The sequence below is a fragment of the Bradyrhizobium sp. DOA9 genome (assembly GCF_000617845.2).
Lineage (GTDB): Bacteria > Pseudomonadota > Alphaproteobacteria > Rhizobiales > Xanthobacteraceae > Bradyrhizobium.
In genome coordinates this window covers 696,931-711,373 of the sequence record NZ_DF820425.1, presented here as the reverse complement: position 1 = coordinate 711,373, position 14,443 = coordinate 696,931, and the positions used below count along the sequence as shown (strand labels likewise).

The window sequence follows — 14,443 nt, the reverse complement described above, 5'->3', positions numbered from 1 at the left end:
CATTTGCGTTGTGGGGGCGTGCGTTTGACTTTGAGAGGTCGCAATCAAAGGTGCTTGCGAACGGCCGCGGCGATTGCCACGGGCGTGCTGGCTTTTCCCGCCGCCGGCCGCGCGGCCGATCTGCCGCTGAAGGCCCCAGTCCTGAGAGCGGTCTATGACTGGACCGGGCTCTATATCGGCGCACATGCCGGCTACAGCCGCGGCTCGTCGCATTTCGCGCTGAACGACGGCACCGCGCTTGGCGACAGCGGCGTCTTCAGCGGCATGATCGGCGGCGTGCAGGCCGGCTACAATTACCGCCTCAACTCCGGCTGGCTGGTCGGTGTCGAAGGCGATTTTACGTTTCCCAACTACATCACCTCGAACTCGATCGTCTCGTTCCTGGCAACGCCCGCCAACACCGTCACCCAGCAATGGGACTACACCGCGAGCCTGCGTGGGCGCGTCGGCTACACCAGCGGACCGTGGCTCGTCTATGCCACCGGCGGCTTTGCCTGGATGGGCGAGCGCTATTTCGACGCGCCGGCCTCCGGCGCCGAAATCCCGAAGATCCTGAACACGCGGCCCGGCTGGGTCGCAGGCGCCGGCGTCGAATACGGCTTCGCGCCGCATTGGAACGCGCGGCTCGAATATCTCTACAGCCGCTTCGATAGCGCCAACGTCGCCTTCTCCACGGGCGCGCAATACACGTCCTCGTCGCTCGATTTCCAGCAGGTCAGGCTCGGCCTCAACCGCAAGGTCGATTGGCCGGGCACGCCGAGCTATGATCCGAAGAGCTCGCTGATCGACACGGAATCGGATCGCTGGGAGATCCACGGCCAGACCACCTATCTGCCGCAAGGCTATCCATCGTTCCCCGCGCTCTATACCGGACCGAATTCGCTGTCGCCGTCGCGGCAGGCCAAGGCGACGTGGAGCAACAGCCTGTTCCTGAACGCGCGGCTGTGGGACGGCGGCGAGGTCTATTACAATCCCGAATTGCTGCAGGGATTTGGGCTGAACGACACGGTCGGTGCGGCCGGCTTCCCGAACGGCGAGGCGCAGAAATCGAACTTCCCCTATCCGCACTACAACACCTCGCGCCTGTTCGTGCGCCAGACCTTCGGCTTCGGCGGCGAGCAGGAAGAGCTGGCGAGCGGACAATTGCAGCTTGGCCAGAAGGTCGACGTGTCGCGCCTCACGATTCAAGCCGGCAAGTTCCCGGTGGTCGACGTGTTCGACGGCAATGCCTACGCCAAGGACACGCGCCGGGATTTCATGAACTGGTCGATCTGGGCGCCCGGCGCCTTCGACTATTCCGCCGACAAGGTCGGCCTCACCTACGGCGTCACCGCCGAGCTCAACCAGAAGCAATGGGCGCTGCGCGGCGGCTATTTCCTGATGGTCTCGGAGTCCAACTCCAATCACTTCGACACCAGGGTCGGGGAGCGCGGTCAATATCTGCTCGAGCTCGAGACGCGCTTCTCGCTGCTCGGCCGGCCCGGCAAGCTCAGGACCATCGGCTGGATCGACAGCGCCAATATGGGCAGCTTCCGCGAGACGCTGGACAATCCCGCGCTCAATCTCGACATCGCGCAGACCCGGCGCGGCCGCCTGAAGTACGGCTATGTGCTCAACCTCGAGCAGGCGATCACCGACGATATCGGACTGTTCGGCCGCTGGAGCTGGAACGACGGCAAGACCGAGACGCTGGCCTTCACCGACATTCACCGCAGCCTGTCCGCGGGATTGTCGATCAAGGGCGCGCGATGGGGAAGGCCGGACGACGTGATCGGCGTCGGCGGCGCGATCAACGCGATTTCGCAGGATTATCGCGACTTCCTCGCCGCCGGCGGCCTCGGTGTCCTCGTCGGTGATGGCGCGCTGAACTACCGCAAGGAGCGCATCCTCGAAACCTATTACGCCTATGCGGTGAACAAGAACTTCACCCTCACCGCCGACTACCAGCTCATCGTCAACCCCGCCTACAACGCCGACCGCGGACCGGTGTCGGTGTTTTCAGGACGGCTGCACGGGGAGTTCTGAGCTGCGGCTCAGGCGCGACGGCCGTTCACCTCTCCCCGGTCTGAACCTGCGGGGAGAGGTGAAGCAAGCGCCCTCACACCTTCTTCGCTTCCACCGCAATCCGCACTGCGAGCCCGGCCAGCACGGTGCCCATCAGCCAGCGCTGCACCAGCATCCAGCTCGGCCGGTTCGCCAGGAACAGCGCGATCGAGCCGGCCGCGAGCGCGATCATCGCGTTGACGCTGACGCTGATCGCGATCTGGATCGCGCCGAGCAGCAGCGACTGCGTTAGCACGCTGCCGGCGGCGGGATCGATGAACTGCGGCAGCAGCGCCAGATACAGCATCGCGATCTTCGGGTTGAGCAGGTTGGTGACGAAGCCCATCGCGAACAATTTGCGCGGGCTGTCGATCGCGAGCTTCCTCACCTCGAACGGCGAACGTCCGCCCGGCTTCACCGCCTGCCAGGCGAGCCACAGCAAGTACGCGGCGCCGGCAAAGCGCAGCGCGTCATAAGCGAAGGGAATGGCGAGCAAGAGCGCCGTGATGCCGAACGCCGCGCACAGCATGTAGAACACGAAGCCGAGCGCCACGCCGCCGAGCGAGACGATGCCGGCCGCGCCGCCTTGCGTGATCGAGCGCGAGATCAGATAGATCATGTTCGGTCCCGGCGTGAGCACGAGGCCGAGGCTGACGAGGGCGAAGCCGAGCAGGGCGGAGGTGTGAGGCATGGGCGAACCGGTGCGGAAGATGCAACGGTTCTAATATGCGATGGGCAGCGGGACCATCGCGCAATTGCTCGGAGGACAATTGAGCGCTCGTGTCCCGGACGCGGCACAGCGTGAAGGGGTGCGCTGCGCAGCGTCCGGGGAAAGCAGCATCAATGCGCCTCGTCCCAATTGTTCGCCGCCCGCGCGTCGACATGCAGCGGCACCGAGAGCAGCACGGCCGGGAAGGGCGCGTCCTGCATCACCTTCTGCACGACGGGGAGCGTTGCCTCGACCTCGCCGTCCGGCACCTCGAAGATCAACTCGTCGTGCACCTGGAGCAGCATCTGCGCCGAGAGCTTCTTCTCGGCCAGCGCATCCTCCACGCGCGTCATGGCGCGGCGGATGATGTCGGCGGCGGTGCCCTGAAGCCGCGCGTTGATCGCGGCGCGCTCGTTGAAGGCGCGCACCGAGGCGTTCGAGGCCTTGATGTCGGGGTAATGGCATTTGCGGCCGAACAGCGTGGTGACGTAGCCGTGGTTGCGGCAGAAGTCGCGCGTCTCGTCCATGTAGGCGCGGATGCCGGGGAAGCGCTCGAAATATTTCTTGATGTAGGCGGAGGCCTCTTCCCGCGCGATGCCGAGCTGGTTGGCGAGGCCGAACGCGGAGATGCCGTAGATGATGCCGAAATTGATCGCCTTGGCGCGGCGGCGGATCTCGCTCGGCATGCCCTTGATCGGAACGCCGAACATTTCCGACGCCGTCATGGCGTGAATGTCGAGCCCGTCGCGGAACGCTTGCTTCAGCACGGGAATGTCGGCGATCTCGGCGAGCAGCCGCAGCTCGATCTGCGAATAGTCGGCCGAGACCAGCTTGTGTCCGGGCGTGGCGATGAAGGCGCGGCGGATCTTGCGGCCGTCCTCGGTGCGCACCGGAATGTTCTGCAGGTTCGGCTCGTTCGACGACAAGCGCCCCGTCGTGGTCGCAGCCAGCGCGTAGGTGGTGTGGACGCGATGGGTCTGCGGATTGACGTAGGTCGGCAGCGCGTCGGTGTAGGTCGATTTCAGCTTGGAGACCTGGCGCCACTCCAGAATCTTCTTCGGGAAGTCGTGGCCCTGCTCGGCGAGATCGTCCAGCACTTGCGCCGTGGTCGACCACGCGCCGGTCTTGGTCTTGGTGCCGCCTGATAATCCCATCTTGCCGAACAGGATGTCGCCGATCTGCTTGGGGCTGCCGACATTGACCGGCTCGCCCGCGATCTCCTGGATCTCGGCCTCGACGCGCGCCGCGGTCTGGGCGAAGTCGCCGGACAGACGCGACAGCACCTGGCGGTCGATCGAGATGCCGCGCCGCTCCATGCGCGCGAGCACGGAGACCAGCGGCCGCTCCAGCGTCTCGTAGACCGCGCTCATGTGCTCGGAAACGAGGCGCGGCTTCAGCACGCGCCAGACCCGCAAGGCGATGTCGACGCCTTCGGCCGATAGCGCTGCGGCCTTGTCGATCGGCACCTGGTCGAAGGTGATCCTGCCCTTGCCGCTGCCGAGCAGCTCGCTTTCCTTCAGCATGGCATGGCCGAACCAGCGCTCCGACAGTGATTCCAGCGCATGCGAGCCGCGGCCGGCGTCGAGCACGTAGGAGATCAGCAGCGCATCGTCGATGTTGCGAAGAGTGATGCCATGCTGCGCCAGCATCACGGAAGTGAACTTGACGTCGAAGCCGATCTTGAGAATGCCTGCCGATTCCAGCACCGGCCGCAGCGCTTCGATCGCATCGGTGTGCTTGACCTGATCGGGCGCGAGGCCCGCATCGAACAGGCCGGCGCCGCCGCCGGATTGCTTGTGAGCCAGCGGCACATAGCAGGCATCATTGGGCGCCAGCGCCAGCGCGATGCCGCAGAAATCGGCCTGCATCGGGTCGATCGAGTTCGCTCGCGTCTCGATCGCGACATGGCCGGCATCATGGATTCGCGCGATGAAGGCCTCGAGCTCCCTAGGGGTCTTGATAATCTGGTATTTGCCGCGGTCGACGGCAAGCTTGCGCAGCGCCTCTTCGCGTGCGGCGGCGAGCGAGATCGGCGCGCCTTTCGGGCTCGCAGCCTTGTCCTCCTTGCCCGCCGATCTGTTGGGCTGGTTCGGCCGGGCTGGCGCCGGAGTTCCCGCGCCTGGCGCGGGCACGACGTCGGAGGGCGGCAGCGTCGTGAACACGCTGGCGCCGCTGGCATAGCCGGGATCGGCATCGACATTGGCCGGGTCGATCTGCGCGTATTCGGCGACGCGCCGCGTCAGCGTCGTGAACTCCATCGCCTTGAGGAAGGCGACCAGCTTGCGCGCGTCGGGCTCGTGGACGGCGAGGTCGTCCAGCGGCACCTCCAACTCGACCTTGTCGTCGAGCAGCACGAGTTGCCGCGAGATCCGCGCCTTCTCGGCGTTCTCGAGCAGCGCCTCGCGCCGCTTGGGTTGCTTGATCTCGCCGGCGCGGAACAATAATTGGTCGAGATCGCCATATTCGTTGATCAGCTGCGCCGCGGTCTTGATGCCGATCCCGGGCACGCCGGGCACGTTGTCGGTGGAATCGCCGGCGAGCGCCTGCACCTCGACCACCTTGTTCGGCGGCACGCCGAACTTCTCGATCACCTCTGCTATGCCGATGCGGCGGTCCTTCATGGTGTCGTACATGGTGACGCAGTCGGTGACGAGCTGCATCAGGTCCTTGTCGGAGGACACGATGGTGGCGCTGGCGCCGCGCTCGCAGGCCTGTCGCACATAGGTCGCGATGAGATCGTCGGCCTCGAAGCCGGCCTGTTCCAGGCAGGGCAGGTCGAAGGCGCGCACGGCCTCGCGGATCAGCGCGAATTGCGGAATGAGATCGTCGGGGGCGGGCGGCCGGTGCGCCTTGTAGTCCGGATAGATCTTGTTGCGGAAGGTGATCTCCGACTTGTCGAAGATGATGGCCAGATGCGTCGGCCTGTTGTCCTCGGGCATCTCGCGGAGCAGCTTCCACAGCATGTTGCAGAAGCCGAGCACGGCGTTGACCTGGAGCCCGTCGGACTTGCGGTTCAGCGGCGGCAGCGCGTGATAGGCGCGGAAGATGTAGGAGGAACCGTCGACCAGGAAGACATGGTCGCCCTTGCCGGCCGCCTTCGCTGCGACCGGTTTGGCAGCAGCCGTCGCGGGTGTCGTCTTGGCAGCAGCGGGCTTGGTCTCGGCGGCTTTCGGCGCGGCCTTGGTGTCAGCTTTGGCGGTGGTCTTCGATGAGGTTTTGGGCATGGCCGCAATGTATGAATTTTTGCGGGCTTTGACAGCCTTCGGCGGCGGATTTTTACGCTGGCAGCGCGACTATCCCCCGCCTTCGCGGGGCATGACAGTCACTCCGCCGCCTGCAATACCGGCCCCGTCTTCCTCGGTGCGATCCAGAATGCCTCCGGTCGCTCGAACAGGAAACGCGCACCGAGCCGCAACGCAATCCGCCAGATCACCAGCGCACCGAGCACGCCGGCGACGGTGACGAGCAGCGACACCGTGCCGATATCGGCAATGACGCCCGTGCGCAGCAGCAGCATCCGCGTCGCCGCCATCGGCAGGAAGAAGGCGAGATAGATCACGATCGAATGCTCGCCGCAGAAGCGGAAGAAATTGAGCCAGTGCGCGCGCGCGAGCAGCGTGCCCGCCGCGATGATGGCGCAGGCGCCGGCGAAGCCGAGCGCGAGCGAGACGATCGCCCACTCGCTTATCCCCGACGCGACGAGGCCGGCATTGACCAGGGCCCAGGTTGCGAGCGCTGCAAGTGCCAGCGCCGGATGGTTGCGCGCACGATCCGACAGGGCGAACACGTAAGGCGCGAACAGATAGCCCGAATAGAAATAGACGAAGCGCGCGCAGAACTCGTCGATGACGGTCCAGCCGGTCGTGATGCGCGCGGTCTCCAGCGCGGCGGCGACGAGCCAGATCGCGAGTGGCGGAATTTTGCGTGTCAGTTTTGTGACGACGAAGAAGACCGGCAACAGGTAGATGAACCACAACGTGCCGAACGGCTCGACGAAGGATTCGAGATACAACAGGCCAACGTGATGCCAGCCGGCCTCGGCCGCGAAGGCCGGCGCCTTGAAGCCGAACTGGATTGTCACCCAGAGGACATAAAAATAGGCGAAATGGACCACCTTGCGGTCGAGATAGGTTCGCCAGTCCCGATCGATCACCAGAGACAGGAACAAGCCCGAAATCAGGAAGAAGTCCGGCATCCGGAACGGCTTTGCGAAGGCCACGACGGAATGCATGAAGCCGGTCTGCCCGGCGGCAAGCTCGACCCCCAGCACCGAATGCATCATCACGACCATGACGATGCAGATGCCTTTGGCGTAATCGACCCAGTCGATACGCGCGGCCGCAGCGGCCTTGGAAGGGCTGGCCGCTGCGATTGTGCCTGATCGTGCCATGGTGTCCCTTTTCGAGGCGCGTTCCGCCCGTCCCTGTTTGGCCGCGGGGCAGTTTGGAGCCCAGTGGTTTCCGGCTTCTTTACCGGTTCAAATCCCAGGCCGGTTTTTGCACGCGGACTGTTCCATGACCTCGGGAAAATGCTAAACCGCCCCCAATTGGGCTTTCGTTAACCAAGCGGAACAGGACTTTTCATGCGGATTGCGATGATCGGCACAGGCTATGTGGGACTGGTGTCCGGCGCCTGTTTTGCGGATTTCGGCCACGACGTCACCTGCGTCGACAAGGACGAGAAGAAGATCGCCGCGCTCCATCGCGGCGAGATCCCGATCTACGAGCCCGGACTGGACGACCTGGTCGCGAACAATGTGAAAGCCAAGCGGCTGGATTTCACCACCGATCTGACCAAGCCGGTTGCCGATGCCGATGCCGTGTTCATCGCGGTCGGCACCCCCTCGCGCCGCGGCGATGGCCACGCCGATCTGTCCTATGTCTACGCCGCGGCGAAGGAGATCGCCCAGTCGCTCACCGGCTTCACCGTCGTGGTGACGAAATCGACCGTGCCGGTCGGCACCGGCGATGAGGTCGAGCGCATCATCCGCGAAGCCAATCCATCGGCCGATGTGGTTGTCGCCTCCAATCCCGAATTCCTGCGCGAGGGCGCGGCGATCCGCGATTTCAAATTCCCCGACCGCGTCGTGGTCGGCACCTCCGACGAGCGCGGGCGCAAGGTGATGGGCGACATCTACCGGCCGCTGTCGCTGAACCAGGCGCCGATGATGTTCACCGCGCGCCGCACCGCCGAGATGATCAAATACGCTGCCAACGCGTTCCTGGCGACCAAGATCACCTTCATCAACGAGATCGCCGATCTTTCCGAGAAGGCGGGCGCCAACGTGCAGGAGGTCGCGCGCGGCATCGGCCTCGACAACCGCATCGGCACCAAATTCCTGCATGCCGGTCCCGGTTTCGGCGGCTCGTGCTTCCCGAAGGACACCAAGGCCTTGATCAAGATCGCGCAGGACTACGACGTCTCGTTGCGCATCGTCGAATCGGTGCTGGCGGTCAACGAGAACCGCAAGCGCGCGATGGCGCGCAAGGTGAGCCAGGCGCTCGGCGGCAATCTGCGCGGCAAGACCGTCGCGGTGCTCGGTCTCACCTTCAAGCCCGACACCGACGACATGCGCGATGCGCCGTCGATCCCGCTGGTGACGGGCCTGATCGACATGGGCGCGAAGGTGAAGGCGTTCGATCCCGTCGGCATGGAGCAGGCCAAGGGCGAATTGCCCGATATCACCTATTGCGAGGACGCCTATACCTGCGCGCAAGGCGCCGACGCGCTCGTCATCGTCACCGAATGGGTGCAGTTCCGCGCGCTCGATCTCGACCGGTTGAAGGCGACCATGGCGCAGCCGGTCGTCGTCGACCTCCGCAACATCTACCGCCCCGAGGACATGGAAGCCGCCGGCTTCACCTATGAGAGCGTCGGGCGGCCGCCGGTGCAGGGCTGATAAAGTTCATCGCGCATGATTCCGTCATGGCCGGGCTTGTCCCGGCCATCCACGTCTTGTTCACTCTCGCCTGAAAGAACGTGGATGCCCGGCACAAGGCCGGGCATGACGACCGGATGCTTCCTTGCCCCGCAGCTTCGACACGCCCCTCCCGATCGATGCCGTGCTCGACGATTTGTCGCGCACGCTGGAGGCTAACAACGCCGCCGTGCTGGTGGCGCCGCCGGGCGCCGGCAAGACCACGCGGGTGCCGCTGGCCCTGCTCGATGCGCCCTGGGCCAAGGGCAAGAAGATCATCGTGCTGGAGCCGCGCCGCATCGCCGCGCGCGCCAGTGCCGACCGCATGGCCAAATCGCTCGGTGAACGCGCTGGCGAAACCGTCGGCTATCGCGTCCGCTTCGGCTCGAAGATCTCGCGCGCCACGCGCATCGAGGTGGTGACCGAAGGCATCTTCACCCGCCAGATTCTCGACGATCCCGAACTTTCGGGCGTTGCCGCGATCCTGTTCGACGAATTCCACGAGCGCTCGCTCGACGCCGACATGGGCCTCGCGCTGGCGCGCGATGCGCAAACCGGCTTGCGCGAAGACCTGCGCATCCTGGTGATGTCGGCAACGCTCGATGGCGCGCGCGTCGCAAGGCTGCTCGGCGATGCCCCAGTCGTCGCGAGCGAGGGCCGCGCCTTTCCGGTCGAGACGCGCTATCTCGGCCGCAAGGCGGATGCGCCGATCGAGCGGCAGATGGCGGACGCGATCGCATCCGCGCTGCGTGCCGACAGCGGCTCGGTGCTCGCCTTCCTGCCGGGTGCCGCCGAGATCCGCCGTACGCAGAATTTTCTCGGCGAGCGCGTGCAGGACGCCTCCGTCGAGATCGTGCCGCTGTTCGGCGCGCTCGATGCCGCGGTGCAGGATCGCGCGATCGCACCCGCGCCCAAGGGCACGCGCAAGGTGGTGCTGGCGACCTCGATCGCCGAGACCTCGCTCACCATCGAGGGCGTGCGCATCGTCGTCGATTCCGGCCTTGCCCGCGTGCCGCGCTACGAGCCCGATATCGGCCTGACGCGGCTCGAAACCGTGCGCGCCTCGCGCGCGGCGGTGGACCAGCGCCGCGGCCGCGCCGGCCGCACCGAACCGGGTGTGTGCTATCGGCTCTGGGACGAGCCGCAGACAGCCTCGCTCGCGCCCTACACCCAGCCGGAAATCCTCAGCGCCGACCTGTCCTCGCTGGTGCTCGATCTCGCCCAATGGGGCGTCAGCGATCCCGCCGCACTCTCGTTCCTCGATCCGCCGCCGCAGCCGGCCTGGAAGGAAGCCAAGAGCCTGCTGACCGAGCTCAACGCGCTCGACGGCGACGGCCGCATCACCGCCGAAGGCAAGAGCCTGCGCGCGCTGGCGCTGCCGCCGCGGCTGGCGCGCATGATCGTGGATTCGCATCGCGCCGGGGAAGGCGAAGCCGCCGCCGAGATCGCGGCCATCATCACCGAGCGCGGCCTTGGCGGCGACAGCGTCGATCTCGAGCACCGTCGCGACCAGTTCCGCCGCGACCGCTCGCCGCGCGCGGCAAGCGCGCGCGATCTGGCGCGGCGCTGGGCCTCGCAGGTCGCGGCTTCGGAGAAAGCGGGGCCGCAGGAGGATCTCTCGACCGGCCTGATGCTCGCTTACGCGTTTCCGGACCGCGTCGCGCGCAATCGCGGCAATGGCAGCTTCGTGCTGGCCAACGGCCGCGGCGCGTCGGTCGAGCAGACCTCCTCGCTCGCCCGCGCGCCCTACATCGCGATCGGGGAGATGACGGGAACGGCGGCGAGCGGGCGTATCCTGCTCGCCGCGCAAATCACCGAGGACGAGATCGAGCAGCATTTCGCCGAGCATATCGAGACCACCGACGAGATCTCGTTCGATCGCGGCGCGATGGCGCTGCGCGCGCGGCGCAAGCGCGTTTTGCACGCGATCACGCTGTCCGAGGCGACGCGCTCGGTGTCGCCTTCGGAGGACACCGCGCGTATTTTCGCCGACGGCCTGATCGCCGCGGGCCTCGACCGGCTGCCCTGGTCGAAGGCCGCCAGGCAATGGCGCGACCGCGTGATGTTCCTGCGCAAGGCCGAAGGCGACAGCTGGCCCGATTTGTCGGACGACGGCCTGATCGCGCGGCGCGACGACTGGCTGGTGCCGGCGCTCCACGACAAGGTCGCATTGAAGGACATCTCCCCGGGCGATCTTTCCGATGCCCTGATGGCGCTGTTGCCGTGGCAGATGCGCGCGCGGCTCGACCGCGAGGCCCCGACCCATTTCGAGGCGCCTACGGGGAGCGTGCTCGCGATCGACTATGAGGCCGAGCAGGGGCCGACCATCGCGGTCCGGCTGCAGGAATTGTTCGGCCTCAACACCCATCCCTCGATTGCCGCCGGCAAGGTGCCGCTGGTGCTGGAATTGCTGTCGCCGGCGCAGCGCCCGGTGCAGGTGACGCGCGATCTGCCCGGCTTCTGGCGCGGCAGCTACGCCGCCGTCCGCTCCGACCTGCGCGGCCGCTATCCGCGTCACCCCTGGCCCGACGACCCCGCGAGCGCCGTGCCGACAAGGCGGGCGAAACCGCGCGGGACGTGAGAACTCGCAACCGGCATTAACCCTCCGCTCATCCTTTTCGTCAAAATGACAGGAACCCCGGCCTGCGCACGCTCGCAGTCGGCCTTGTCGCGTGATGAAATCGGGCTTTCCGGCCCGGATGTGGTGTGATGCGTAATATTATGATCATCGCGGCCATCATGATCGGCCTCGGCACCTTCATGGCGCAGATGGCGGACAAGATGAGCTCGGCTTCCGCCACGTCAGTGCCGCGCACGACCGTCGCGGTCGCGGCCACAGCGCCGGCCGGCGGCCGCAGCCTGGCCATTGCCCGTGACGCCCGCGGTCATTTCCAGACCGAGGGCCGGATCGACGGCCAGCGCATCGGCTTCATGATCGATACCGGCGCGTCCGTCGTTGCGCTCAACGAGACCTCGGCCGCCCGGTTTGGTCTCCGTCCTTCGCGCGGCGAATACAACGCCACCGTCTCCACCGCCAACGGCACCATCAAGGCCGCCCGCACCCGCATCGCCATGCTCGATGTCGGCGGCCTCATCGTGCGCGACGTCGATGCCATGGTGCTGCCGGATGAGGCGCTGTCGGAGAACCTGCTCGGCCTCTCCTTCCTGTCCCGCCTGAAGCGTTTCGAGTACGCGAACGGGCAGATGGTGCTGGAGCAGTAGAGGCGCTCCGCGCCACCGCGCGGTCGTCAATTTCAAGAAGACATTCTTGCTCTGGCCGCCCTCCCTGTAACGTTTCTTCGTTACCAAACTGCCGCAATTATCGGCCATAAGCCTTCATTCCCGCCTTTCGCTGTGGTTTGGCATTCGCTAAGCCTGCAGCAAATCCCGTCCCCTTTCCACGAGACCGACGCAATGTTCCCGAAGCCGAAATCCGTATTGTTGCCCAACACCTACGCCTTCGAATCCGAGCCGATGGTGAAGCCGACGGGCTTTCGCGAGTACGACGCGCGCTGGTTGTTCCAGAAGGAAATCAACCTGATGGGTGTGCAGGCGCTCGGCATGGGGCTGGGCGCGCTGATCGCGGAGCTCGGCGTCCGCCAGGAGATCGTCACCGGTCATGATTTCCGCGGCTATTCGGCCTCGATCAAATATGCCTTGATCTCCGGCCTGATGGCTGCGGGATGCAAGGTGCACGACATCGGCCTTGCGGTGACGCCGATGGCCTATTTCGCGCAGTTCGATCTCGACGTTCCCGCTGTCGCCATGGTCACGGCCTCGCACAACGACAATGGCTGGACCGGCGTGAAGATGGGCGCCAACCGCCCGCTGACCTTCGGCCCCGACGAGATGACGCGGCTGAAGGAGATCGTTCTCAACGCCGAGTTCAAGAACAAGGCCGGCGGCTCCTATCAATTCCACGAGAATTATCCGGCGCGCTACATCGCCGATCTCACCTCCCGTCCAAAGCTGAAGCGCAAGCTGAAGGTGGTGGCGGCCTGCGGCAACGGCACCGCCGGCGCCTTCGCGCCGCAGGTGCTGGAGGCGATCGGCTGCGAGGTGATCCCGCTCGACACCGAGCTCGACCACACCTTCCCGAAATACAATCCGAATCCGGAAGACATGGAGATGCTGCACGCGATCCGCGACGCGGTGCTGCAGCACAAGGCCGATGTCGGTCTCGGCTTCGACGGTGACGGCGACCGCTGCGGCGTGGTCGACAATACCGGCGAGGAGATCTTCGCCGACAAGGTCGGCGTGATGCTGGCGCGCGACATGTCGGCGATCCACAAGGACGCGCAGTTCATCGTCGACGTGAAATCGACCGGCCTGTTCATCACCGATCCCGTGCTGCAGAAGCAGGGTGCCAAGACCGCCTATTGGAAGACCGGCCACTCCTACATGAAGCGCCGCACCAACGAGACGGGTGCGCTCGCCGGATTCGAGAAGTCGGGCCACTTCTTCTTCAACAAGCCCTATGGCCGCGGCTACGACGACGGCCTGGTCTCGGCCCTTGCGATCTGCGACATGCTCGACCGCGCGCCCGGCAAGTCGATGGCCGATCTGAAGAACGCGCTGCCGAAGACCTGGTCCTCGCCAACGATGTCGCCGCACTGCGCCGACGAGGTCAAATACGGCGTCATCGACAAGGTGGTGAAGCACTTCGAGGGCCTGCAGGCGAAGGGCGCCAAGATCGGGGGGCAGGCGATTCGCGATCTCGTCACCGTCAACGGCGTGCGCGTCACGGTCGAGGACGGCAGCTGGGGCCTGGTGCGCGCATCCTCCAACAAGCCCGAGCTCGTCGTCGTGGTCGAGAGCCCGGTCTCCGAGCAGCGCATGCACGACATGTTCGAGATGGTGAACAGCGTGCTGCGCACCCATCCCGAAGTCGGCGAGTACAACCAGAAGATCTGAGCGCCGCGGCGCGCTCAGCCGCCCGGCGGTCCGAACAGGGCGCGGAGCTTTGCGGCTGCGCCCTGTGCCCGCCAGGCGTCGCCCAGCATCGCGATCCATTCGCCGAGTGCGATCCGGACCGGGTTGAAGGATTGCGTGCCGCCAACGAGCCCAAAGCGGAGAGGCTGGTCGGAGGGCCGTTCGGCAAAGGTCCCGAACAGGCGGTCGAACACGATCAGGATGCCGCCATAGTTCTTGTCGAGGCAGGCCTCGTTGCAGGCGTGATGCACGCGATGATGGCTCGGCGTGTTGAGCACCCATTCGAGCACGCCGAGCTTCGGCCCGAACTGGCTGTGGATGAAGAACTGATAGAGCAGGTTGATCCCGAGCATTGCCACGATCGCGAACGGATGAAATCCGATCAGCGCAAGCGGCAGGAAGAACAGGAAATTGCCCGAGATGTTGCCGGTCCAGCCGAGCCGGATCGCCGCCGTCAGGTTCAGCCGCGTCGTCGAGTGATGCACCGCATGCGTCGCCCACATCCAGCGGATGCGGTGCGAGGCGCGGTGCTGCCAATAGTACAGGAATTCGCTGCCGAGGAACAAACCCGCGAGCGCGGGCGGAGCGGTCTGGGCGAAGTCGAACAGCCGGTGTTCGTACAGGAACGCGAACGGCACGGCGACAAGGCCGGCCTCGATGGCGCGGAGCAGGTTCTGTCCCAACGCCACACCGAACGACGCTGCGCTTTCGCGCCAGTCGTGGGTGTCGTGACGCGCGAGCCGTCCGATACCGTATTCGAGCAGCATGAGGCCGAGCGCGGTCGCGAGGATCAGTTGCCTGAGCGTCGGGTCGAGCAAGAGTGGAGCGTAACCCACGGCATT

The 14,443-nt window shown here is 65.7% G+C and carries 9 protein-coding genes; 5 read left to right on the top strand and 4 right to left on the bottom strand.

Annotation, left to right across the window (positions count from 1 at the left end):
• Positions 1-54 precede the first annotated feature (54 nt).
• Positions 55-2,025: a carbohydrate porin gene (locus BDOA9_RS03275; protein WP_025032523.1), complete on the top strand. Its 1,971-nt coding sequence runs from the start codon at positions 55-57 to the stop codon at positions 2,023-2,025.
• A 73-nt stretch (positions 2,026-2,098) separates the two neighbouring features.
• Here the strand turns inward: BDOA9_RS03275 and BDOA9_RS03270 are convergent, their stop codons facing one another.
• The 3 genes from BDOA9_RS03270 to BDOA9_RS03260 all read right to left on the bottom strand — a co-directional run bounded on the left by BDOA9_RS03270 (position 2,099) and on the right by BDOA9_RS03260 (position 7,142).
• The gene (locus BDOA9_RS03270) at positions 2,099-2,734 is read right to left on the bottom strand and encodes a LysE family translocator (protein WP_025032522.1); all 636 of its coding nucleotides are present in this window, start codon (positions 2,732-2,734) and stop codon (positions 2,099-2,101) included.
• Between the two features lie 149 nt (positions 2,735-2,883).
• Positions 2,884-5,976 (bottom strand): DNA polymerase I, encoded by a 3,093-nt coding sequence (polA, locus tag BDOA9_RS03265; RefSeq protein ID WP_025032521.1) that lies wholly within the window; start codon positions 5,974-5,976, stop codon positions 2,884-2,886.
• Between the two features lie 98 nt (positions 5,977-6,074).
• Complete coding sequence (locus BDOA9_RS03260; RefSeq protein WP_025032520.1) at positions 6,075-7,142, bottom strand: acyltransferase family protein; 1,068 nt, start codon at positions 7,140-7,142, stop codon at positions 6,075-6,077.
• A 192-nt stretch (positions 7,143-7,334) separates the two neighbouring features.
• Between BDOA9_RS03260 and BDOA9_RS03255 the strand changes: the two genes are divergently transcribed.
• From BDOA9_RS03255 to BDOA9_RS03240, 4 genes are all read left to right on the top strand, one after another.
• On the top strand, positions 7,335-8,651 hold the full coding sequence (locus BDOA9_RS03255; protein ID WP_025032519.1) for a UDP-glucose dehydrogenase family protein: 1,317 nt from the start codon (positions 7,335-7,337) through the stop codon (positions 8,649-8,651).
• 124 nt (positions 8,652-8,775) lie between these two features.
• The gene (gene hrpB / locus BDOA9_RS03250; RefSeq protein ID WP_025032518.1) at positions 8,776-11,250 is read left to right on the top strand and encodes an ATP-dependent helicase HrpB; all 2,475 of its coding nucleotides are present in this window, start codon (positions 8,776-8,778) and stop codon (positions 11,248-11,250) included.
• Between the two features lie 128 nt (positions 11,251-11,378).
• Entirely contained in the window at positions 11,379-11,891 is a 513-nt protein-coding gene (locus BDOA9_RS03245; protein ID WP_025032517.1) for a TIGR02281 family clan AA aspartic protease, read from the top strand.
• A gap of 192 nt (positions 11,892-12,083) precedes the next feature.
• A complete protein-coding gene (locus BDOA9_RS03240; protein WP_025032516.1) occupies positions 12,084-13,583 on the top strand; it encodes a phosphomannomutase/phosphoglucomutase in 1,500 nt (499 codons plus the stop codon).
• Between the two features lie 14 nt (positions 13,584-13,597).
• On the opposite strand, the gene BDOA9_RS03235 is transcribed toward BDOA9_RS03240, so the two are convergent.
• Positions 13,598-14,437 (bottom strand): sterol desaturase family protein, encoded by an 840-nt coding sequence (locus tag BDOA9_RS03235; protein ID WP_025032515.1) that lies wholly within the window; start codon positions 14,435-14,437, stop codon positions 13,598-13,600.
• Positions 14,438-14,443: the final 6 nt, after the last annotated feature.

What these genes read in the sequence shown, in the direction of transcription:
- BDOA9_RS03270 (WP_025032522.1), bottom strand. Translation starts at nt 2,734, where the DNA reads ATGCCTCACACCTCCGCCCTGCTCGGCTTCGCCCTCGTCAGCCTCGGC.
- BDOA9_RS03240 (WP_025032516.1), top strand. Translation starts at nt 12,084, where the DNA reads ATGTTCCCGAAGCCGAAATCCGTATTGTTGCCCAACACCTACGCCTTC.
- polA (WP_025032521.1), bottom strand. Translation starts at nt 5,976, where the DNA reads ATGCCCAAAACCTCATCGAAGACCACCGCCAAAGCTGACACCAAGGCC.
- BDOA9_RS03255 (WP_025032519.1), top strand. Translation starts at nt 7,335, where the DNA reads ATGCGGATTGCGATGATCGGCACAGGCTATGTGGGACTGGTGTCCGGC.
- BDOA9_RS03260 (WP_025032520.1), bottom strand. Translation starts at nt 7,142, where the DNA reads ATGGCACGATCAGGCACAATCGCAGCGGCCAGCCCTTCCAAGGCCGCT.
- BDOA9_RS03245 (WP_025032517.1), top strand. Translation starts at nt 11,379, where the DNA reads ATGCGTAATATTATGATCATCGCGGCCATCATGATCGGCCTCGGCACC.